General features: G+C 73.4%; 16 protein-coding genes and 1 pseudogene. 10 read left to right on the forward strand and 7 right to left on the reverse strand.

All coding sequences use genetic code 11. The features are described from left to right. Positions 1 to 17 precede the first annotated feature (17 nt). The 4 genes from IPT68_RS05475 to IPT68_RS05490 all read right to left on the reverse strand — a co-directional run bounded on the left by IPT68_RS05475 (position 18) and on the right by IPT68_RS05490 (position 6,170). Positions 18 to 2,552: a Pls/PosA family non-ribosomal peptide synthetase gene (locus IPT68_RS05475; protein ID WP_189697181.1), complete on the reverse strand. Its 2,535-nt coding sequence runs from the start codon at positions 2,550 to 2,552 to the stop codon at positions 18 to 20. 983 nt (positions 2,553 to 3,535) lie between these two features. Continuing rightward, positions 3,536 to 3,967 (reverse strand): hypothetical protein, encoded by a 432-nt coding sequence (locus IPT68_RS05480; protein ID WP_189697180.1) that lies wholly within the window; start codon positions 3,965 to 3,967, stop codon positions 3,536 to 3,538. 554 nt (positions 3,968 to 4,521) lie between these two features. Next, positions 4,522 to 5,247 (reverse strand): ABC transporter permease subunit, encoded by a 726-nt coding sequence (locus IPT68_RS05485; RefSeq protein ID WP_189697179.1) that lies wholly within the window; start codon positions 5,245 to 5,247, stop codon positions 4,522 to 4,524. A gap of 2 nt (positions 5,248 to 5,249) precedes the next feature. Then, complete coding sequence (locus tag IPT68_RS05490; protein WP_189697178.1) at positions 5,250 to 6,170, reverse strand: ABC transporter ATP-binding protein; 921 nt, start codon at positions 6,168 to 6,170, stop codon at positions 5,250 to 5,252. A 107-nt stretch (positions 6,171 to 6,277) separates the two neighbouring features. On the opposite strand from IPT68_RS05490, the gene IPT68_RS05495 reads away from it, so the two are divergent. From IPT68_RS05495 to IPT68_RS05505, 3 genes are all read left to right on the forward strand, one after another. Further along, entirely contained in the window at positions 6,278 to 7,435 is a 1,158-nt protein-coding gene (locus IPT68_RS05495) for a sensor histidine kinase (RefSeq protein ID WP_189697177.1), read from the forward strand. 14 nt (positions 7,436 to 7,449) lie between these two features. Then, the gene (locus IPT68_RS05500; protein WP_189697176.1) at positions 7,450 to 8,112 is read left to right on the forward strand and encodes a response regulator transcription factor; all 663 of its coding nucleotides are present in this window, start codon (positions 7,450 to 7,452) and stop codon (positions 8,110 to 8,112) included. 150 nt (positions 8,113 to 8,262) lie between these two features. Beyond that, positions 8,263 to 9,420 carry an ROK family transcriptional regulator gene (locus IPT68_RS05505; protein WP_189697175.1) on the forward strand — a complete coding sequence of 386 codons (1,158 nt, stop codon included), beginning with the start codon at positions 8,263 to 8,265 and terminating at the stop codon, positions 9,418 to 9,420. Positions 9,421 to 9,609: 189 nt separating this feature from the next. On the opposite strand, the gene IPT68_RS05510 is transcribed toward IPT68_RS05505, so the two are convergent. Together IPT68_RS05510 and IPT68_RS05515 are read right to left on the reverse strand one after the other, a co-directional pair. Continuing rightward, a complete protein-coding gene (locus tag IPT68_RS05510; RefSeq protein ID WP_189697174.1) occupies positions 9,610 to 10,371 on the reverse strand; it encodes a GntR family transcriptional regulator in 762 nt (253 codons plus the stop codon). Positions 10,372 to 10,570: 199 nt separating this feature from the next. Next, positions 10,571 to 11,455: an RNA polymerase sigma-70 factor gene (locus IPT68_RS05515; protein ID WP_189697173.1), complete on the reverse strand. Its 885-nt coding sequence runs from the start codon at positions 11,453 to 11,455 to the stop codon at positions 10,571 to 10,573. 221 nt (positions 11,456 to 11,676) lie between these two features. Between IPT68_RS05515 and IPT68_RS05520 the strand changes: the two genes are divergently transcribed. The 5 genes and pseudogenes from IPT68_RS05520 to IPT68_RS05540 all read left to right on the forward strand — a co-directional run bounded on the left by IPT68_RS05520 (position 11,677) and on the right by IPT68_RS05540 (position 18,734). Beyond that, positions 11,677 to 12,528 carry an alpha/beta fold hydrolase gene (locus tag IPT68_RS05520; RefSeq protein ID WP_189697172.1) on the forward strand — a complete coding sequence of 284 codons (852 nt, stop codon included), beginning with the start codon at positions 11,677 to 11,679 and terminating at the stop codon, positions 12,526 to 12,528. A gap of 114 nt (positions 12,529 to 12,642) precedes the next feature. Then, positions 12,643 to 12,918, forward strand: a pseudogene (locus tag IPT68_RS05525) (alkaline phosphatase D family protein); the annotation flags it as partial. 142 nt (positions 12,919 to 13,060) lie between these two features. After that, a complete protein-coding gene (locus tag IPT68_RS05530) occupies positions 13,061 to 14,473 on the forward strand; it encodes an SWIM zinc finger family protein (RefSeq protein ID WP_189697171.1) in 1,413 nt (470 codons plus the stop codon). Continuing rightward, the gene (locus IPT68_RS05535) at positions 14,470 to 17,124 is read left to right on the forward strand and encodes a DUF7824 domain-containing protein (RefSeq protein WP_189697170.1); all 2,655 of its coding nucleotides are present in this window, start codon (positions 14,470 to 14,472) and stop codon (positions 17,122 to 17,124) included. Before IPT68_RS05530 ends, IPT68_RS05535 begins: the two co-directional genes overlap by 4 nt. Positions 17,125 to 17,339: 215 nt before the next feature. Beyond that, on the forward strand, positions 17,340 to 18,734 hold the full coding sequence (locus IPT68_RS05540; RefSeq protein ID WP_189697408.1) for a GNAT family N-acetyltransferase: 1,395 nt from the start codon (positions 17,340 to 17,342) through the stop codon (positions 18,732 to 18,734). Positions 18,735 to 18,817: 83 nt separating this feature from the next. Here IPT68_RS05540 and IPT68_RS05545 read toward each other — a convergent pair whose 3' ends face one another. Then, positions 18,818 to 20,143, reverse strand: a complete 1,326-nt coding sequence (locus IPT68_RS05545) for a trans-sulfuration enzyme family protein (protein ID WP_228040283.1) — start codon at positions 20,141 to 20,143, stop codon at positions 18,818 to 18,820. A gap of 60 nt (positions 20,144 to 20,203) precedes the next feature. Between IPT68_RS05545 and IPT68_RS05550 the strand changes: the two genes are divergently transcribed. Continuing rightward, complete coding sequence (locus IPT68_RS05550) at positions 20,204 to 20,695, forward strand: Lrp/AsnC family transcriptional regulator (RefSeq protein ID WP_141310310.1); 492 nt, start codon at positions 20,204 to 20,206, stop codon at positions 20,693 to 20,695. 33 nt (positions 20,696 to 20,728) lie between these two features. Continuing rightward, positions 20,729 to 22,417: a DUF885 domain-containing protein gene (locus IPT68_RS05555; protein WP_189697169.1), complete on the forward strand. Its 1,689-nt coding sequence runs from the start codon at positions 20,729 to 20,731 to the stop codon at positions 22,415 to 22,417. Positions 22,418 to 22,422: the final 5 nt, after the last annotated feature.

Consider the following 22,422-nt stretch of genomic DNA (forward strand, 5'->3'; position numbering starts at 1 on the left):
TTCCCTTCCCGTCCCGGTCACGCGGTCGGGTCCGCGCAGTGGGAGGCGCTGGTCCGCTCGACGGCCGGATTGCCGCCCCACCGCGCACTCGGCGGGACCTCCTCGCCCTTCATGAGGAAGGAGTCGGCGGCGAGTTCGGCACCGTCGCCCAGCGTCACGCCGTAGTGGACGAAGGCGCCGACGCCGAGCGTGCAGCCCGCGCCGATCGTGACGTGGTCGGACTTGAACGTGCCGTCCTCCTGGGAGTGGCACTGGATCTTGCTGCCCGCGTTCAGTGTGGTGTCGTCGCCGATGGCGGTGAGCGTCCGCTCGGTGATGTAGCAGCCGTCGTCGAAGACCCTGCGGCCGATCCGGACGCCCATCAGCCGCCAGACGACGTTCTTGAACGGAGTGCCGTTGAACACGACGAGGTGCTTGTCGGGCACCTTCCACAGACGCTCGTGCCACCAGAAGTACGGGTCGTAGATGGAGCACAGCTGCGGACGCAGTCCGCCGAACCGCAGGATGACGCGCTCCACGAGGACGAAGTAGAGGACGGGGAAGATCACGCCGGCCGCGACGGATGCGGCGATCAGCAGCTGTCCGGCGACGCTCTGCGGGTCGTAGGTGGTGACGGCGGCGGTGCCGATCACCACGAGCCCGAAGGAGTGCAGCCAGCGCAGGACGAGGAACTGGCCCATCGAGCGCAGGTTGTACCGGTTCTTCGCGGCCAGGCGGCGGCGCTGCTCGTCGCCGCTCCGCAGGTGGTCGAAGCGGGTGTCGCGCTCCACCGAGCGGGGGATCTCGAAGGGCGGGGAGCCGAGCAGCCCCACTCCCTCGCGCACGGGCCCGTCGAGCGGGACCATCACCTTCGTCGCCAGGAGGCAGTTGTCGCCCGTCCTGCCCCCGGGGGGATAGGCGATGTTGTTGCCGAGGAAGTTGTGCGGTCCGATCGACACCCGTGCCAGGCGGAACGAGGTGCTCGAGTACTCGGCGTTGAGGACCGACAGTCCGTCGGCGACCATCGTGCCCCTGCCGACGGACGTCAGGGACGGGCTCTCGTGCTTCAGTTCGGTGCCGAAGTTCGAACCGGTCTGCTCCACGTGCGAGAGGTCGTAGCCGATGGCCCGCAGGTAGTGGACGATGTAGGAGCTGTCGCCGAACAGCCAGGTCAGCAGCTTGCTGTTGCTCACCCGGGCGACCGCGCGGTGCACCGAGTAGTGCAGCCCGTACAGCGGGTAGACACGGTCCGGGCGGACCAGCAGGTTCATCAGGCGGGGCAGTACGGTCACGGCGACGAGGCCGGCGGTCAGCAGACCGAAGAACAGCACGAAGGACAGGGCCAGCGCATTGCCGTAGAACGACGCCGAGGCGATGTCGTGTACGGCGGGGTCGAGCAGGGTGTCCAGCCCCGGCAGCCAGGTGAACAGCATGTACGAGCCGCCGAAGGCCAGCGGCAGGTACACCAGGAACATCTGGAGCAGGGTGACGATGCCGTAGGTCGCTCGGCGCGCCGTGCCGCAGTCCGCCGGCGCGATGCGCGGAAGGCTCACGTCCGTCCGCTGTGCCGGCGAGCCGTGCCACCGCTGGCCCGCCGGGACCGACATGCCCCGGTGCAGGGCCGACGCGTGGCCGAGCTGCGCTCCGTCGCCCATCGCGGTGTCGATGTCGATCACGGTCCGCTCACCCACGACGACATCCCTGCCCAGGACGACCGGGCCGGTCTGGATGCGTCCGGCGTGAGCCCGGTAGCAGGAGACGGAGCAGTCCTTGCGGATCACGGTGCCCGCGCCGACGGTCAACAGGTCGGTGCAGACCGGCCCGAAGCGGGTGAGGATCGTGACCCCCTTGCCGATGCGCGCGCCGAGGGCCCGCAGGTACAGCACGTACAACGGGTTGCCGACGAGCAGGACCATGGGGTTGGCGTGCAGCAGCACCCTGACGATCCACAGGCGGAGGTAGGCCGGCCCCCACACCGGGAACTCGCCGGGTCTCCAGCGCCCGACGAGCGTCCACTTGGCCACGACGGGCAACGCGCAGGCGCCGACGAAGACGGCGCTGCCGAAGGCGACCGCGCGCAGGTAGACGCCGACCAATCCCCCACCGCCGGACACCCAGGTGTAGCCGCGCGCGAGAACGAATCCGACGAAGAGGCAGTAGCCGCAGAAGAACAGCAACTGTGCCGTCCCGCACAACACATAACGTCGTGTGCCGTGCGCGGGCGGTGCCTGTTCCGAGGTGGGGGCCGGTTCCGCGGCCGGTGGGGGCGGGGTGTCCGCGAGGGCCTGAGCGAGCGAGCGGATCGTCGGGTGCCGGTAGACGTCCCTCATCGACACCGACGGCAGATCCGCCCGTTTCCTGACCCGGGCGCAGAAGTGCGCCATGAGCAGTGAGTTGGCGCCCAGGTCGTCGAAGAAGTGGCTGTCGACCGGGACCCGGTCGACGCGCACCACGTCGGCCAGCAGCTCGGCGAGGGTCGTCTCGGTGCCCGCCGCCGTGCCGGCGCGTCCGCTCGCGGTGGCCGCGGGCTCGGGCGGAACGTCCGTGGTGACCTCGCTGGATTTTGCCGCCACGTGTAACTCCTCGGGGGGTGATCACAGCCTGTGGGTGTGGTGGTGCGGGGCAGTGCCGTGCAGTGCGTGTACCGGCCACCGGGACAGGGGTTCCCGCAGGGTCTCCGTGCGCTTCGGTCGCATGGCGCGGGCCCGTGCGGCAGCCCTCTCGTACGACCAGGTCGGCGGCCGCGGCCTGCGGCGGCCCTGCTATTGCGAAAGAGCGGGGTGAGAGGGGACGGAATCCGGGTGTTGCACCAGAGGGTCACGCAGGTGCCGGTGCATCGTCATCACGTCGGGTGACCTGCCGTCACCGTCGGTCCTGAGCGGTTCATGGATGACGTGTTGCGCGGCAGCCTCGTGCCGTGGAGGGAAGATCCGCATTGTGGTCGATCGCATCCTGCTGCGCCTGGTGGTCGCTGAGGTATGTCTCACTCGGCGTCTTCATCGGATTGAGCCTCCGTGGTGAGAGCTACCGGACAAGGCGATGGCCTCTCGCAGCGGAATCAGCGTTCCGGCGGGGTGTCGCACCGTTGCCCTCTGCGTTCCGCCCGCGCGCCTTGCGTCAGTGCGACACGTGTCCCACGCACCATGCTGCTGGCGGCGCAGACAGCTTGCAAACGCAGTGATCATTCCCTTTTCCGGCTGACCGGGCAGTGCTGGGCGTCCCCCGAATTGGGCCGCACCGACCAAGCCGTGGCAGGTCACACGGTGTCCGCAGACCGGCTCGGTCCGGCACTCCGTCAGCGGGGAGGTCACCCTGCTGACGGTCATCGGGGCCCCGTCGAGTCCCGCCCCATGGCTCGCGTCGGTCGCGCGGTGGGGCGCTCACGCGGCGCCTCTGTTGTGCGCGAGGCGTCGGCCACGTGGGCGTCCTCGCCGCCGGCGTACCGCGGGCGGGCTGCGCGGCGTTCGTGGTGAGCAGCACCTCCCTCACAGCCGGCCGACCTTGACGCGGCGGCGGTGCCTGCCTTCACGGCCTCGCGGCCGACCGGTCGCGCCGATCAGGCGGGGTCCACATCCGTGATCACGGCGAGCAGCCGGGCCGGGTCCGCCTCGCCCCCGTCGGCGACACCGAGCGCGACCCAGCGGCCCGTTCCGGTCGCCTCCCACACGTACAGGTCGTCGGTCAGGGCGCTGACGCTCGCCCAGGGCTCCGGTATCTCCTCGCCCCGCTCGCCGCGCACCCGGAGGGTGAGCATGCCCCATCGGGGATTGGCCCCCCATCGTGCGTCGAGTCGCTGGGCGATCCCCTCCCTGAAGGCTTCCACGTCCTCGGCCGTGCGCTCCCCGTGGTCGCAACGGGGGTCGGCGGCTCCCAACTCCGCTATGTAGTAGCCCGGCCCTCCTCGGCCGACGTCCGACCAGCCGCGCTCCGCCGGAAAGGGGCGGGAGCACAGCCGGTCGATCGTGTCCAGGCACCGTGCGATGTTCATGACCCCCAGTAAAGCGGGGGCCACTGACAATTGGCGGCGCGTCAGACGTCCGGGCGGATGCGGCGTCGGCGTCGCGGCCCGGCGTCGGACGTCCCGGCGGACGCGTCCGGCGTCCCGGCCCGGCCTCACGATCGCGGTGTCGGCGTCGCGGCCCGGCATCGGACGTCCCGGCGGACCTGTCCAGCGTCCCGGCCCGGCCTCACGATCGCGGTGTCGGCGTCGCGGCCCGGCATCGGACGTCCCGGCGGACCTGTCCAGCGTCCCGGCCCGGCCTCACGATCGCGGTGTCGGCGTCGCGGCCCGGCATCGGACGTCCCGGCGGACCTGTCCGGCGTCCCGGCCCGGCCTCACGATCGCGGTGTCGGCGTCGCGGCCCGGCGTCGGACGTCCCGGCGGACGCCTGTCGGCGTCGCGGCCCGCGTCGGACGTCCCGGCGGACGCGTCCGGCGTCCCGGCGGACCTGTCCGGCGTCCCGGCCCGGCCTCACGATCGCGGTGTCGGCCCGGCGTCGGGCGTCCCGGCGGACGCGTCCGGCGTCGCGCCCCGGCCCGGCCTCAGGCGTCCCGGCGCCGCACGCTCCACGCGCCCGCCGCCAGCGCCGCCGCCGTCCACGCGCCGGTGACCGCCAGACCCGTCCACGGACCGAGGGTGCCGTTCGTCGTCTCCTGCAGGACGAGCTGCCCGGCCCGGTCCGGCAGGAACTCCACCGCCTTGCCCGCCGCGTCGCCGATGACGAACGACACGATCAGGATGAACGGAATGATGATGCCGAGCGCCGCGGCCCCGCTGCGCAGCAGCGCGGCGACACCTGCCGCGAACAGCGCCATCAGCACGAGGTAGATCCCGCCGCCGAGCACGCCGCGCGCCTGCTCCCCGGCCGTGAGTCCGGCCGCGGCCTCCCCCAGACCGCTTCGTCCCACGGCGAGGGACGCCCCAGTCGTGAGCAGCCCCACGAGGAACGCCGGCACGGCGATGGCGGTGAGCTTGGCCGCGAACCAGCGCCCGCGCTGCGGCACCGCACACAGGGAGACGCGGAGCGCGCCCCCGTGGAACTCGGCGGAGACGGCCATGGCGCCGAAGGCGACGGCGGCGATCTGACCGGGCAGGAGGCCGGTGAGCGCCGTGGACAGCGGGTCGAATTGCGGGTCGGAGGTACTGGAGGCACCGGCCGACGCGGAGAAGGCCGTGGAGACGGCGAACAGGGCGAACAGGGCGCCGCACAGCGAGCGCAGCGTGCGGATCTTCAGCCATTCGGAGTGGAGCACGGGGGTGAAGGGCATGGTCAGGCCTCCTGCGGCTGGGCGGTGAACTCGGTCTCGGACGCGGTGAGGTTGAGGTAGGCCTGCTCCAGCGTCCCTTCGGCGGTGGTGAGTTCGACGACCGGCACCCGTGCCTCGGACGTGAGGCGGCCGATGTCCTCCACGCGCGCGTGCAGCACCGTCCAGGTGCCGTCCTCGCTCTGCGCGGCCTCGTAGCCGTTCCGGTCGAGCAGTTCCTCGAGGGCGGCCGGGTCGGTGGTGCGGACCCGGACACGGGGCTGCACGCGCGCGTCGATGAACTCCCGCATCGGCGTGTCCGCGAGCAGCCGGCCCCGGCCGAGAACCACGAGGTGGTCCGCGAACGACGCGGTCTCGTTCATCAGATGACTGGAGACCAGAACCGTCCGTCCCTCATCGGCGAGCCGGCGCAGCAGACTGCGGATCCAGACGATCCCCTCGGGGTCGAGGCCGTTCGACGGCTCGTCCAGCATGATCACGGACGGGTCGCCGAGCAGGGCCGCCGCGATGCCGAGGCGTTGACGCATGCCCAGGGAGTACGTCTTGACGCGGCGGCGGGCGACCGATGTGAGGCCCGTCTCCTCCAGCACCTCGTCCACGCGGCGTGCCGGGAGACGATTGGCGACCGCCAGCGTGCGCAGGTGGTCGCGTCCGGTGCGGGCACCGTGCGCGGCGCCGGCGTCGAGCAGGGCGCCCACCAGGCGGAGCGGCTCGTGGAGCGTGGCATAGGGGCGGCCGCCGACCGTCGCCGTGCCGGAGGTGGGCCGGTCGAGGCCGAGGACGAGCCGCATGGTGGTGGACTTGCCGGCGCCGTTGGGGCCGAGGAAGCCGGTGACGCGGCCGGGCTCGACGGTGAAGGTGAGGTGGTCCACGGCGCGCCGGGAGCCGTACTCCTTGGTGAGGTCCTGGACGTGAATGCTGGTCATGGCGTCAGCGTGGCCGGTGGGCGGGTTCCGTCTCCTCCCCCGCGCGGGGAGTCGGTCTCCCCCGCCCGGGGGAGACCGTTGTCGGTGGCGGCTGGCACGATGAGGAAATGGGCCGGCTGCTGCGCCCCTTGCTGCGGGGGACGACGTACACACGCTTGCTGCACCTGTGGGTGCCGGTGTTCGTGGTGAGTGTTTGGCTCTTCATCGACATGTCGAGGCCATGGGTGCCCGCGCTGCTGGCCGTCCCCGCCGGGCTGATACCGGCCGTGCGGACGGGCGAGGGAGTGCAGGCTCAGCTGCTGCTCACGCCCGGCGAGGCCAGTCCGGGGATGTCCACGGCGCCGTCGTCGACCTGGCGGGACCGGTGGCGCACCGTGTTGTGGCTGGAGATCCGGCTGGCGCTCGGCGCGGCGGTCGCGTTCGCGTCGGTCTGGCTGCCCATCACGTCCGCCGACCTGACCGCCACCGCGCTGGGGCACCCGCAGTTCGACGACAACCCCCTGCTGTGGACCGGTCTGCCCGCGTGGCTCTACGGCCTGCTGGTGCCGCTGCCCCTGATCGCGCTGTACGCCGCGGTGGTCGCCCTCGGTCACATGGTCACCGCTGCGGCACGCCGGCTCCTCGGCCCCTCCGCGGCCGAACAGCTCGCCGCACTGGAGGAGCGCACCGAGCAACTGCTGGAACGCACGCGTATCGCCCGTGAGTTGCACGACTCCATCGGTCATGCCCTCACCGTGGCGGTGGTGCAGGCGGGCGCGGCGCGGACGGCGGGCGACCCCGCGTTCACCGAGCGTGCCCTGGTCGCGATCGAGGAGACCGGGCGGGCCGCTCTGGAGGACCTGGAGCGCGTGCTGGGCGTCCTGCGCGAGTCGGAGCGCCCGGTGAGCTCGCGGCCCACTCTGGCCGACGCCGAGCGGCTGCTGGAGTCGGCGCGCGCGTCCGGGGCGAAGGTCGACGCGGAGGTGACCGGCCCGGTGGACACCGTGCCGGGCCCGGTCTCACGCGAGGGATACCGCATCCTCCAGGAGTCGCTGACCAACGTGCTGCGGCACGCGGGAGCCGTCCCGGTCCGCGTGCGGGTCGACGTGGCGGACGGCGTCCTGACACTGGACGTCCGCAATCCCCTGTCCGGGGCGTCACCCGGACCGGGGCGGGGCAGCGGCCTGCGGGGCATACGCGAGCGCGCGGCCCTGCTCGGCGGGCGCGCGCGAACCGGTGCGGACGAGGGTGACTGGCAGGTGCGCGTGGAGCTGCCGTTGCGCTGATCTAGGCTGGCCGGATGCCGGTCACCGTTCTCCTCGTCGACGACGAACCGCTCGTACGGGCAGGTCTGCGGGCCGTGCTGGAGGCACAGCCCGACATCGAGGTCGTCGGCGAGGCGGCCGACGGGGCCGCGGTGATTCCGCTGGTCCGGCAACTGCGCCCGGACGTGGTCGCGATGGACGTGCGGATGCCGCTGCTGGACGGCATCGAGGCCACGCGCGCGGTCCTGCGGACGGTCGAGGAGCCGCCGAAGATCCTGGTCGTGACGACGTTCGAGAACGACGAGTTCGTGTACGCGGCACTGCGGTCCGGGGCGGCGGGGTTCCTGCTGAAGCGGGCGCGGCCCGCCGAGATCGTGCACGCGGTGCGCCTGGTCGCCGAGGGCGAGTCGCTGCTGTTCCCCGCGTCGGTACGGCAGTTGGCCGCGGAGTACGGCGACAGCGGCGGGAACCGCGCGGCCCGGGCGGTGCTGGAGCGGGCGCACCTGACCGAGCGGGAGGCGGAGGTGCTGCGGCTGATGACCCGCGGGCTGTCGAACGCGGAGATCGCCGGGCGCCTGGTCGTCGGCACGGAGACGGTGAAGTCGCACGTCAGCGCCGTTCTGGCGAAGCTCGGGGCGCGGGACCGCACGCAGGCGGTGATCACGGCGTACGAGTCGGGGTTCGTCTCGCCCGGCTGACCCGGGGCCGCGGGGGAACCGGCCGCGGCCGCTCGTCGCGGTCCACCACTGCTCCGGGCCCGGCGGACCGGGAGCGCTGCGGCACTCGCCGCTGTCCGCCGGTGCCGAGTACCATCCGGCCAACACGCGCACGAGCTGGGAGGACGGACGTTGGGGCGGCTGACCGGCGGGGATCCCTCGCTGCTGCGAAGGATCAATTCCGCGGTGGTGCTGCACGCGCTGCGTGCCACGGACTGCGCGACGCTGACGGAGATCACCCGGGTGACCGGGCTGTCCCGGCCCACCGTCGAGGGCGTGGTCGAGGGGCTGATCGAAGCCGGTCTCGTGGTCGAGAAGGCGGCGGAGGAGGGTGCCGCACGGCGTCAGGGGCGGCCGGCGCGGCGGTTCCGGTTCCGGGCCGAGGCCGGGCACCTGCTGGGGCTGGAGATCGGGCCGCACCGGGTGGCCGCGCTGCTCGCGGACCTGGACGGGCGGATCGTCGGCGCGCAGGCCAAGGACGTCGACGAGACGGCTGACGCCGACGAGCGGCTGGAGCGGCTGCGCACCGCCGTCGCCGAGCTGCTGCGCCGGGCCGGGGTCGCGCGGGGCTCGCTGCGGGCGGTGGGGGCGGCGACGCCCGGCATCGTCGAGGCGGACGGCACCGTGAGGCTGGGCACCGCGCTGCCGGGCTGGACCGGGCTGCGCCTCGGGGAACGGCTGAGCCGCTCGTTCAAGTGCCCGGTGCTGGTGGAGAACGACGCCAACGCGGCGGCGGTCGCCGAGCACTGGAAGGGGTCCGCCACCGAGTCCGACGACGTGGTGTTCGTGCTGGCGGGGCTGAGCCCGGGCGCCGGTTCGCTGATCGGCGGGCGGCTGCACCGGGGGTACGGCGGGGCGGCCGGTGAGATCGGCGCACTGCACCTGCTGGGCCGTGAGGCGACGCCGGAGACGTTGCTGTCCACCACGGACGAACCCCTGCACCCGCTGGACGAGCAGGCGGTCGCCCAGGTCTTCGCGCAGGCGCGCGAGGGCGACCAGCGGGCCATGGCCGCCGTCGAACGGTTCATCCAGCGGCTCGTGCACGACGTGGCCGCGCTCGTGCTGGCCCTGGACCCGGAGTTGGTCGTCATCGGCGGCTGGGCGGCGGGGCTGGACGGCGTCCTGGATCCGCTGCGGCGGGAACTGGCCCGCTATTGTCTGCGGCCGCCGAAGGTGGCGCTGTCGATGCTGGGCGAGGCCGCGGTGGCGACCGGGGCGCTGCGGCTGGCCCTGGACCATGTCGAGGAGCAGCTGTTCGCGGTGGACGGCACCGTCACCGCGCGCCGGTGACGCTTCGGACCCGTGCGCGACCGGGTTGCGTGCGAGGACCGACGGCGGCCCGGGCCCCGGCACGACGGCACCGCGCCCCGGGCCAACCCGGGGCGCGGGCGGAAGGCTTCGTCGTCCAGAACGCCTGACGGCGTCCGGAGCGTGGCGGCGCCCAAGACGCCCCGCGGCATCCGCCACCCACGGCCGCGCTCAGGACGCCCGGCGCTGCGGGTCCTCGTGGATCTCCACGCCTCCCGAGTCGCCGAACGTCAGCCGGCAGGTGTCCGCGCGGTACGTGGCCACGGAGACCGCCGCGGTGCGGCCGGCGGCGTGGAAGCGGGTGGTGACGACCAGGACCGGGGCGCCCGGCAGGCGGTCGAGCTCCTTGGCGTCGTCGGCGCGGGCCGAGCCCAGCTCGACGGCACGGTCCTGACCCTCCAGGTCCAGGTGCTGCAGTTCGCGCAGCACCGCACGCGCGCGTGCGGCACCCGACGGGGCGTCGATGGCGGACAGGCCCGCGACCGACGCCTGGGGGACGTACAGCAGCTCGGCGGCGACCGGCTGCCCGTGGGTCGTACGGGTGCGGCGCACGATGTGGACGGGCTCGTCGCGACCGGTCTCCAGGGCGTCGGCGACCGCGGCCGGCGGGGCCGCGACGGAGCAATCGACGGCCTGCCAGGCGTCACCGGGCACGCCGGGCCACGCGTGCTGTTCGGTGCCGACGTCGACGCCCACGCGCGGCGGGGCGACGGTCGTGCCGACACCGCGGCGGCGTTGCAGCCTGCCTTCCAGTTCCAGCTGTTCCAGGGCCTGGCGGAGCGTGGCGCGGGCCACGCCGAAGCGGGCGGCGAGGTCGCGCTCGTTGGGCAGGATCTCGCCCACCGAGAACTCGGAGTCCAGTGCCTCCGTGAGCACGGTCTTGAGATGCCAGTACTTAGGTTCCGGCACCGATTCCAGCTGCGTGGTCCCCACCCTGTCCTCCGCGATCGCCGAATCCGGCGGCGTTTTAGCGCCCTTGTTTATTAAAGGTTGTTGTACTTATCTGCGACCATAGGGCGGCCCTCACCCTTGGTCAAGACCAATCCTCGTTCCCTCGGGCGGCGCGCAGGTGGGATGCGGCCGAGCGTTCACGGGCCGTTCGCACCGCGCCACTCACGTGACACCACGGCGTCTAGGCGATGGCCAGCGACCGCAGCTTGTCGGGGTTACGGATGACGTAGACCGCCTGGACGCGTCCGTCCAGGACGTCCAGCTGGAACACCATGTCGGGCTTGCCGCCGGACAGGACCAGGAGCGCGGGACCGCCGTTCACTTCCAGGAACCGGAACGACATGTCCGCGATGCCCTTGCGGGCGGCCCCGGCAAGGAAGCGGCCGACGTGGTCGGCGCCCTCCAGCACCCGCAGCGGCGCCCTGGCCTTGCCGCCACTGTCGCCGACGAGGCGGACGTCGGGCGCGAGCAGCGCCATGAGGCCGTCGAGGTCGCCGTCCCCCGCCGCGGCGAGGAACCGCTCGGTGAGGTCGCGGCGCTGGGCGGGGTCCACGTCGTAGCGCGGCCGCCGCTCCTCGACGTGCCGGCGGGCCCGCGCGGCGAGCTGCCGTACGGCGGGCTCGGCGCGGTCGAGCATGGCGGCGATGTCGGCGTAGGGGTAGCCGAAGGCCTCCCGCAGCACGAACACCGCCCGCTCAAGCGGCGACAACGACTCCAGGACGACGAGGACGGCGAAGGAGACGGAGTCCGCGAGCACGGCCCGCTCCGCGCTGTCGGGTGCGGTGTCCCCGAACTCGGTGAGGTACGGCTCGGGCAGCCAGGGGCCGACGTACGCCTCGTTGCGGGACTTGATCTGGCGCAGCCGGTCGAGGGAGAGGCGGGTGGTGACGCGCACCAGGTATCCGCGCGAATCGCGGACGTCCGCGTGGTCGGCGCCGGACCAGCGCAGCCAGGCGTCCTGGACCACGTCTTCCGCGTCGGCGACGCGGCCGAGCATGCGGTAGGCGACGCCCAGCAGGACGGAGCGATGCTTTTCGAAGACCTCGGTGGCGGTGTCGGCGGTCACCGTTTCATCCCACCCGACCCGTCCGGTCGTGTCCAGGCGGTTGCGGCGCACCCGCGCGTGTCGGCCGTTCCTACGGCCGTGCCAAATGTTGTGCGCAACGCCGTGGTCACGGCGGTGCGTTCGGCCACGCGGTCGGCCGCGACCGGGGGCTACCCGTCGGTAGCCGTTGCTGACAAGGTGTCTCCACCATGTCCGGTCCCGAGTCCCCGGCGAGGAGCTGTATGTCCGCCACCGTCTCCTTCGAGGTCCCCACCCCGCGCGGTCCGCGCACCATGAACCTGGCGTACACGCGCGTGGGCACTGGTGAACCGCTGGTCCTGCTGCACGGCATAGGTCACCACCGGCAGGTGTGGGACCCGGTCGTGCCCGTCCTGGCCGTCGAGCGGGACGTGATCTGCGTGGACCTGCCGGGGTGCGGTGAGTCCCCGGCGCTCCCGGGCGGGCTGGCGTACGACCTGCCGACGACGACCGCCGTGCTCGGCGCCCTGTGCGAGGCGCTGGGGCTGGACCGCCCCCACGTGGCGGGCAATTCGCTGGGCGGCCTGCTGGCCCTCCAGCTCGGCCGGGACCGGCTGGTGCGCTCCGTCACCGCTCTGTCGCCCGCCGGGTTCTGGTCGCAGGCGGAGCGGCGTTACGCCTTCACCGTGCTGATGGCGATGCGGCAGATCGCGCGGCGGATGCCGCCGCCCGTCGTCGAGGCACTCGCCCGGCCAGCGGTGGGCCGCACCCTCCTGACGAGCACCATCTACGCCCGCCCGGGGCGCCGATCGCCCGAGGCGGTGGTCGCCGAGACGCTGGCGCTGGCCCGCGCCCAAGGGTTCTCGGAGACCCTCCGGAGCGGCCGGGAGGTTCGGTTCACCGACACCATCACCGGCATTCCCGTCACCGTCGCCTGGGGCAGCAGGGACCGGCTGCTGGTGCCCCGGCAGGGAATCCGGGCCAAGTACGTCCTGCCCAAGGCCCGGCTGGTCCGGCTGCCCGGCTGCGGTCACGTCCCCATGAACGACGACCCGGCGCTCGTCGCGCGCGTACTGCTCGACGGCAGCCGGTCCGTGGCGACGCAGACGCCCTGAGGTCCGTCCCCGCGACGGCCAACCGGTGCCGGCGACGACCAACCGTTCCCGGCGACGGTCGACCCTTCCTGGCGACGGTCAACCGTTCCCGGTGCACCGAAGTCCGCGGCAGCTGCGGCGTTCACGGACTTCGAGCCGTTCTGGAAGTGCATGTCGGGCCCGCTCAACGCCGGCGCCTTCCCGGGGAACGCGCTCGACAACACCGTCGGCCCGGAGCGGGTGTTCGCGAAGGCGCCGACGGCCGCCAACGTCTCCCCCGCCGACGGCTACCAGTTCTTCGGCGAGGTCGAGATCGACGGCGACACCGGCGAGCTGACCGTCCGCCTGCGCGAGCAGGACGGCTCCGTGCTGTTCACCAAGGCGCTGCGGCCGGGCCGGGCCGGCCAGTAGCTGCCGTACGCTCGAGAACACGTGCCGCGCACCGGCGTCATCCCCCGGTGCGCGGCACGGTCGCATCCGCCGCAACTCCGCCGCCGCAAGGGCGTTTTCGCAGGCCAGAGGGATTGTCAGTGGTCGCCTCTACGGTTTTTCCATGACGCGATCTTTGCAGGCCGTGGCCTATCGGCGACCCTCCGTGCTGGAGTCCGCGGCGGACGGACAGCGACTGGGTCTGGAGACCTCACGAGGAGCGACGCCCTCGGGTGTGCGCGACCATCCACGGTTCTTCACGGGCTTTCTGACGACACCTCAAGCAGCGTCCGCGGGCCTGCTGGCGGTGGCGGACGTAGCGGCCGCGCGGTACTACCAGCGGCAGCTGCGCGCCTCGCTCGACCCGGTGGTGACGGGCAACGGCGACCGGCTGCGCTTCGAGTCGTTCTCCGGCTGCGGCGGGGTGTACGCGCGCCTGGACGTTCTGGAGGCGGGACTCGACGGCGACGCGGTGGGGCACGGGACGACGAACGTCGACGTCAACAACCCGCTGCGCGAGGCGCTGTCGCGGATGGGCTCCACCGACCCGCTCCACCTCCGGGTCGGCCCTGACGAACTGGCGGTGACCACGCTGGACGGCCCGGTCGTGGAGAAGAAGGTCCCGCTTCCGGACCGCTGGCTGCGGGGGTTCGCCGAGGCCCAGGTCGTCGCCGCCGGCTTCGACCTGCGGGCCGAGCTGCCGGCCCCCGAGGCGGTGCGGTTCCTGCGGTCGCTGCCCCGTGGAGGCGGGCGCGGCGCGTCGGGCGGCGCCCGCTGGGTGGTGCCGGCCGGTCGCGGGCTGCGGCCGAGCACCCGGGCCGTCCCGGGTGCGGTGTGCCTGCCCGGCCCGGAACGGCTGATCGCGCTCCAGCGGGTGCTGCGGCACGCGACGGCCCTGCGGGTCCACGGCCCGGCGGTCACCGGCGACACCGCCGCGACGGCCTCGGCCTGGGAGGTCGTCCTGCCCGGCATGCGGCTCACCCTGACGCTGTCCCCCGACGCCTCACGCGGATTCTCCGGCGAGGGCGGTGTCCTGGACGCCCTGACCACCGACGAGGCCGCCGAGGACGCCGAGCTGATCTCCGTGCTGCTGGCCTGGGAGCCCCGCGTCGACGTCCCCGACCTCGCCGCGGCCTCCGGGCTGACCGCCGAACGCGTCCGGGCGGCCCTGGTCCGCCTCGGCACCTCGGGCCGCGTCGGCTACGACGTGGCGGAGGCGGCCTACTTCCACCGCGAACTGCCCTACGACGCCGAGCGCGTGGAGCGGCACAACCCGCGCCTGCGGTCCGCCCGCGCCCTGGTGGCGGCGGGCGCGGTCGCCCTGGACGGCGCGGTGGCCACGGTGACGGCGGAGGACGGGCATGTGCACCGGGTGCGCGAACAAGCAGGGGTGCTGAGCTGCAGCTGCCTGTGGTGGGCGAAGTACCGGGGCGGGCGCGGGCCGTGCAAACACGCGCTGGCGGTACGCATGGTGCGGCGCGGGGTCGCCGCGGAGCAGGCCGGGCAGACGGAGCGGGTCGACGGGGGTGCGCGATGAGTGCGCTGATGGAGCTGGTACGAGCGGGCCGCACGGTCGAGGTGGTGGGCCTGCTGGACGGGATGACGGACGCCGAACGGCGGTCCTGCTTTCCGGAATTGAAGGCGTTGCGCAAGGAGTTGCGGGCGGCGCCCTGGGAGGCGGACGCGCGTCGTGCGTATCCCGCCCTGCACGCGGCCGGAGCGGCGTGCCAGACGGGGGCGGCGGGGGTGGCCGCCTGGATCGCGGCCGCCGACCTGCGGTGGTCGCGGGTCTCGCCGGGCGTGCTGCTGCACGTCCTGGGCGACCGGGAGACCGACTGGCTGGCGGACGTGACGCACCGGCTGGCGCGGCGCCCGGTAACCGCCTCGGTGCCGTACGAGTTGATGGCCGGTCTGGTGCGGCTCTCCGGCTGCCCGGTGCCGACGACCGACGCCTACGTCCGGGGCTGGGTCGATCATCTGCACGGCTCGTGGCAGCGCGGGGGCACGCTGCTCGACCGGCTGCGGCAGGACCCGCATCTGCGGGAGCTCGTCGCCGCACTGTTCGAGACCGACGACATCGGCAGCCGGTTGCAGTGGCCGACCCAGGAAGGCCCGGACAGCTGGACCGGCGCGCTGGCGCAGCTGACCGTCGAGGGCGCCCTCGACCGCGGGGCGACGGTCGACGCGTGCGTGGCCCGGCTGCTGCGGGGTGGTCCGGCCGCCGATCAGCGGGTGTTCCTCCGGCTGCTGAAGTGCCTCGCGCTCACCCCGGACGAGGAGCGGCAGCGGACGGCCGACTGGCTCGCGCTGGCCTCGGACGCCGCGTCGACGGTGGCCTCGCACGCCCAGTCGGTCCTCGGGGCCCTGGCCCTGGACGGCGGTCTGGCCCCACGTCAGGTGGCGGAGATGTCGGAGGCAGTGCTGTTCCGGACCGAGCGGAAGCTCGTGCGGGCGCAGCTCGTGCTGCTGGGAAAGGTGCTCACGCGGGACGCGTCCACGGCAGGCGAGCTGCTGCCGGCCGTCGCCCGGGCCTTCGGGCACGAGGACGCGGAAGTCCAGGAACGGGCGCTGAAGCTGGCCGAACGGCATGTCCGGAAGCTCGACTCGGTCCAGGCACGGACAGATCTCGCCCTCGCGGCCGAGCAGTTGATCCCGCTACTGCGCGCCAGGGCGGTCGGGGCGCTCGGCGCGGCACCCGCGGACCCGGAGCCGACGGGCCACGAGGAGCTGCTGCCTCCGCCACCCCGGCCGGCGCGCCTGGCCCCCGCCGCCGCGTCCGCGGTGGAGCTGGCCGAGGAGGTGGGCGCGGCGCTGGCCGCCGAGCCCGGCGTGACGGGATTCGAGCGTGCCCTGGACGGTCTGGTGCGGCACGCGTACCGGGACCGCGAGGCCTTGCTGTCGGCGCTGGAGCCGGTGGTCGCCCGGCGCTGGTGGGACAGCGCCGCCGGCGTCGTGTCGGACGACCGCTTCGGCGGTTCGTACGGCGCCGTGTCCGAAGCTGCCGACGGTCTCGACCTCGTGCTCGCCACCCTGCGCGGCAAGGTCCGCACCGCCACACTGCACGCGCGTGTGCAGCGGGGTTCGGCCTCCCGCGACTGTGTGCACGGTGCCCTCTTCAGGGCGTTCGAGTGCCGGCTGTGGGAGGTGGCGTACCGGATGCGCACCGATCCACTGCCCTTGCTGCTGTCCACCCCGACCTGGAGCACAGGCCTGCTGGAACCGGCCGAGCTGGTCGACCGCCTCGACACCTACCGGCGGCTGGGCGCCCGGGTCGCGGCCACCGACTTCGCGCAGGCCCTGCTGCGGGTGCGCCGCGCGGACCGGGACGCGGCCGAGTCCGCGGCCCGGCGGGCCGCGGCCCTCGGCACGGCGGAGGGGACACGGCTAGCCGCCTGGCTGGCCTCGGGCCCACCCGCGCTGCCCACGTTCCGGCGGCGGACCTCGGGGCGGCGTGTCCTGGTCGAGCTCGGCGAGGTGCTCGACCTGCAGCACGACTTCCCGGCGGAGTTCCGGCCGCTGGGCCGGCCGACGAGCGTCTTCGAGGAACGCCGGTGGTGCTACCACTGGGACGACGACATGCGGCAGCACTGGTCGGCCCTTCTCCCGGAGCGGCGCGAACTGGTGGCGGCGCGCCTGCTGCGGGACCTGTCCGACCTGGCCGTGGACGACTTCCGAGGTGCCGCCGCCGCACTGCCGTCGCTCGCCGAGTCCGGCGGCGAGGCGGGCGAGGCCGTCCATCTGGGCGTGGCCTACGGGCTCGGCGCGCGGCACGCGGAGGACCGGCTCGCCGCCGTGGACGCGCTGCTGGTGCTCGCCGCGCGCGGGCATCTGGACGCGGCCCGGCTGGGCGCGGACCTCGGACAGCTGGTCCGGCGCGGCGCGGTGAAGACGCAGCGGCTGGCCGATGCGGCGCGGACGGCGGCGGTCACCGGCGCCAACGCCACCATATGGAGCGTCCTCAGCCGAACCCTGCCCATCCTGCTCGCCGACCTCGCGACCGGCGGGACGGCCGCTCCGGCCAGAGGGCTCGGGGAGCTGCTGGCGGTCGCGGCCGAGTGCGCCGAGCGGTCCGGGGCGCGCGGCGAACTGCCCCACCTGGCCCAGGCGGCGGCCCGGCGTGGCTCCTCGCGTCTGGCGACACAGGCGCGCCGGCTGCGCAGTGCACTGGGCGAGGAGGTGGCCGCATGACGTAGGCCACCTGGTACAGGAGGCGAGAGGGACACACATGTCACCGCAGGTCGCCGAGTCCGAACCCCACAGTCATAGAAAGAACAACAAAACGGGCAGATCCACGCTTTACCGATCAGTCACAGAGCGTTCGTGATCACGCAACACCGTTCCTTCACAGTGGGTGCATGAGTCGAGACATGTCTGATGTGACCCGTGCGAAACACGGCCGCCCCGTGCACCACTGGCGCCGGGACGTCGTGGAACTCGCCGCCCTGTTCACCGCCGTCGCGGTGGCGGACGCCGTGGCCAACCTGATCGGTCACGGTCCCAACGGCCCGCAGCTGCTGGTGATCTCCGCGATCGTCCTGCTGGCCACGGCGGCTTTCCACATCTGGTGGTCACGCCGCCACGGTCACGCACCGCCGACGAGTGATATCGGCGCCCGGCCGCGCTCCTCGGAGCGGCAGGCCGGGCCGTCCGCGCCGGTCCCGGCGAACCGGGAGCCGGAAGCCGGCGAGGGCGCGCTGTGGCGGATGCGGACGACGGTGAAGGACGAGCCCGGTTCGCTGGCCGCGCTGTGCACGGCGCTGGCCGGGCACCGGGTCGACATCCTCAGCCTGCAGACGCATCCGCTGGGCGACGGCACGGTGGACGAGTTCCTGCTGCGGGCCCCCTCCGGGCTCGCGGCGGCCGAACTGACCCGCGCGGCGTCCCGGGCGGGCGGTTCGGGCACCTGGATCGAGCGGGCCGACGCCCACGACCTGGTCGACGCTCCCACCCGAATCCTGGGCCTGGCCACCCGCACGGCCCTGGACGCGGCCGAACTGCCGCTGGCGCTGCGGCAGTTGCTCGGCCGGTGCACGATCCGCTCCCTGCCCGCGACCCCCGCCGGCGGCGGGCGCGCGGCGGACGGCGTGCCGGTGGAGGGGGTACTGGAGGACACCGTGATGCGGTTGCGGGCACCGGAAGGCGGAGTGATCACCGTGGAGCGGCCGTATCTGCCGTTCACGCCGACCGAGTTCGCGCGGGCGCGGGCCCTGGTGGAGCTGGACGCGCGACTCGGGCCGCGCATCCCGCGCAGCCAGGACGTGCTGACCCTGCCGCAGGGCGGCGCCATCACCGTGCGCCGCGCCGACACGGACGACGTCCGGGCCGCGAAGGAGATGCACGGCCGCTGCTCGGCGCGCACGCTGTCCATGCGCTACCACGGGCCGGTCGGGGACGCCGACCGCTACCTCAACCATCTGCTCAGCCCGCGCTTCGGGCGGACGCTCGCCGTGCAGACGGCGTCGGGGCGGATCGTCGGGCTCGGCCACCTGCTGTGGGACGGGGACGAGACGGAGGTCGCGCTGCTCGTCGAGGACGAGTGGCAGCGCCGGGGCATCGGGACCGAACTGCTCGGCCGCCTGGTGGCGATGGCGGCCGAGGCGGGCTGCGAGAGCGTGTACGCCGTGACGCAGGCGTCCAACACCGGCATGGTCGCCGCGATGCGCGGACTGGACCTGCCCCTCGACTACCAGATCGAGGAGGGCACGCTGGTGATCACGGCCCGGCTGGAAGCGACGCCGGTTCGCCCCGGACTCCCGTACGACGTCGAGCGGCTCGGCGAGCGGATCGTACGGGAGTGAGGTGACGCAGGGGCCGGGGCGGCTCGAAAACGGCGCGGTACCCGGACACCGAGCCCTCCTTGGGCCACCCGCGCCCTCGACCGTCAGGCGTGCCACACCCCGGACGCCGTCCGTGCCGGCGCCGGCTCCCCCAGCGCGGAGTCGAGGTCGGCCCACAGGTCCTCGACGTCCTCCAGCCCCACCGACAACCTGAGCAGGCGGTCGCCGACCCCGGCGCCGCGGCGGTCGTCCGCGTCCACGATGCGATGGCTGATGGACGCCGGGTGCTGGATGAGGGTGTCGACGCTGCCGAGGCTCACGGCGGGCGTGATCAGACGGACACCGGCGATGACCTCGTGCGGGTCGCCGTGCACCTCGAAGGCGATCATGGCGCCGCCGATGCGCGGGTAGTGGACGCGGGCGACGCGCGGGTCGGCGGCGAGGCGGCGGACGAGTTCGGCCGCGTTCGCGGACGCCGCCCGCACCCGCACGGGCAGGGTCGCGAGGCCGCGCAGCAGCAGGTAGCCGGCCAGCGGATGCAGCACCCCGCCCGTGGCGAACCGCACCTGCCGGAGCCGCCCCGCGAACTCCTCGTCGCAGGCGACGACTCCGGCGAGTACGTCGCCGTGCCCGCCGAGGTACTTGGTGGCGCTGTGCAGCACCAGTCGCGCGCCCTGCTCGACGGGGCGCTGGAGTACGGGGGTGGCGAAGGTGTTGTCTACCAGCAGCGGTACCGAACCGCAGGCGTGCGCGGCGGCCCGCAGGTCGATCTCGGCGAGGGTCGGGTTCGCCGGGGACTCCACCAGGACCAGCCCGGTGTCGGGGCGCAGCGCGTCCGCGATGCCGGCCGGGTCGGTCCAGGTGACCTCCGAGCCGAGCAGACCGGCGGTGAGGAGGTGGTCGCTGCAGCCGTAGAGGGGGCGAACGGCCACGACGTGGCGCAGGCCGAGGGAGGCCCGTACGAGAAGGACCGCGCTGAGCGCGGCCATGCCGCTGGCGAAGGCGACGGCTGACTCGGTGCCCTCGAGACGGGCGAGGGCGGTCTCGAAGCGGGCGACGGTCGGGTTGCCCAGCCGGGCGTAGACGGGCGGGCCGTCCGGTTCGGCGCCGGTGGTGGCGAAGGCGTCGATGCGGGCGGCCTCGGCCCGGCTGTCGTACGACGGGTAGGTGGTGGACAGGTCTATGGGCGGGGTGTGCAGGCCGCGGTGGGCGAGGTCGTCGCGTCCGGCGTGCACGGCCTCGGTGGCGAATCGTCGGGCACGACGCTCGTCGGCCGTCGTCGGCGCTCCCCCGGCGGCCGGTATGCGCGCCCCGGCCGACGCGGGCACCCCGTCGTCCGCCGGCGCCGTCATCTCCCCGGCACTCATGGCCCCGCCCTCCACGATGTCCACGCCTCCGGCCTCCCCGCTGTCCAGCGCTCTCGTCTCCATGCCCCGCAGAGTGAACACCGACCGGGCCGCACGAAGCCGTGCCCGTGCTATGTTCGGCCAATGGCTGAATCTGTCGTACTGGATCCGGTGGACCTCGATCTGCTGCGGCTGTTGCAGAACGACGCCCGGACGACGTACCGCGATCTCGCGGCGCAGGTGGGCGTCGCGCCGTCGACGTGCCTGGACCGGGTGACCCGGCTGCGCCGGGCGGGCGTGATCCTCGGGCATCAGCTGCGACTGGATCCGGCCAAGCTGGGGCGCGGGTTGCAGGCTCTGCTGTCGGTGCAGGTCAGGCCGCACCGGCGAGAGCTCGTCGGGCCGTTCGTGGAGCGGATCCGGGCGCTGCCGGAGTCGCTGACCGTCTTCCACCTCACCGGTCCCGACGACTACCTGGTGCATGTCGCGGTGGCGGACATGGCGGATCTGCAACGGCTGGTGCTCGACGAGTTCACGGCCCGCCGCGAAGTGGCGCGCGTGGAGACCCGGTTGATCTTCCAGCAGTGGGACTGCGGCCCCCTGCTGCCGCCTTCGCCCTCGGCTCAATCGGGGTGACGCGCTGTGGGCCCCCGTACGAGGATGGTCCACATGTCAGACACCAAGAGCCCGCTGCCCCGAGAGGTCGCCGACGCCTACGTCGACGCCCTCATCGCCCTCGACCCGGTCACCGGTACCTACCTCGGCGTGAAGGAGAGTTCGAGCCGCCTGCCCGACATCTCGCCCGCGGGCCAGGAGGCGATCGCCGAGCTGGCGCGGGAGACCCTCGCCCAGCTCGACGAGGCCGAGCGCACGCCCGGCGCGGACAGCGACATCGAGCGCCGGTGCGCGCGCCTGTTGCGCGAGCGCCTCACCGCCGAGCTCGCCGTGCACGAGGCCGACGAGGGTCTCCGTTCGGTCGGCAACCTGGGCACGATCGTGCACTCGGTGCGCGAGGTGTTCACCGTGACGCCGGCGGAGACGGAGGAGGACTGGGCCGCGATCGCGCAGCGGCTGCGCGCGGTGCCGGCCGCGCTGGCGGGCTACCGCGAGTCCCTCGCGCTGGGTCTGGAACGCAAGCTGTACGCGGGCCCCCGCCCCACGGCCACCTTCATCGACCAGCTCGGCGAGTGGGCCGACACCGGCGAGGGGCGCGGCTGGTTCGAGGACTTCGCCTCGGCCGGACCGGAGGCGCTGCGCGGGGAGCTGGACGAGGCCGCCCGTGGGGCGACCGCGGCCGTGGTGGAGCTGCGCGACTGGATGCGTGGCGTGTACGCGCCGACGGTCGAGGGCGCACCGAACACGGTGGGCCGGGAGCGGTACGCCCGCTGGTCGCGCTACTTCAACGGCACCGACCTCGACCTGGACGAGGCGTACGCGTACGGCTGGTCGGAGTTCCACCGCATCCTCGGCGAGATGAAGCAGGAGGCCGAGAAGATCCTGCCGGGCGCCGAGACGCCGTGGGTGGCGCTCGCCCACCTCGACGAGCACGGCAAGCACATCGAGGGCGTCGACGAGGTCCGGGAGTGGCTGCAGGGCCTGATGGACCAGGCGATCGAGGCGCTGGACGGCACGCACTTCGAACTCGCCGAGCGGGTACGGAAGGTGGAGTCCTGCATCGCCCCGCCGGGCAGCGCCGCCGCCCCCTACTACACGCCCCCGTCGGAAGACTTCTCCCGCCCGGGCCGGACCTGGCTGCCGACAATGGGACAGACCCGGTTCCCGGTCTACGACCTGGTGTCGACCTGGTACCACGAGGGCGTTCCCGGTCATCACCTCCAGCTCGCCCAGTGGGCGCACGTGGCAGGCAACCTCTCCCGCTACCAGGCCACCATCGGCGGCGTGAGTGCCAACGCCGAGGGCTGGGCGCTGTACGCGGAGCGCCTGATGGACGAGCTGGGCTTCCTCACCGACCCGGAGCAGCGGCTCGGCTACCTCGACGCGCAGATGATGCGGGCCGCCCGGGTCATCGTCGACATCGGCATGCACCTGGAGTTGGAGATCCCGGCGGACTCACCCTTCCACCCGGGCGAGCGCTGGACCCCCGAGCTGGCCGAGGAGTTCTTCGGCGCGCACAGCAGCCGCCCGGCGGACTTCGTGGAGAGCGAGCTGACCCGCTACCTCACGATCCCCGGCCAGGCGATCGGCTACAAGCTGGGCGAACGCGCCTGGCTGCTGGGCCGCGAGAACGCCCGCGCGCGGCACGGCGACGCCTTCGACCTCAAGGCGTGGCACATGGCCGCCCTCTCCCAGGGCTCCCTGGGTCTGGACGACCTGGTGGACGAGTTGTCCCGCCTCTGACCCTC

It is taken from the genome of Streptomyces chromofuscus, from assembly GCF_015160875.1.
Classification (GTDB): Bacteria; Actinomycetota; Actinomycetes; order Streptomycetales; family Streptomycetaceae; genus Streptomyces; species Streptomyces chromofuscus.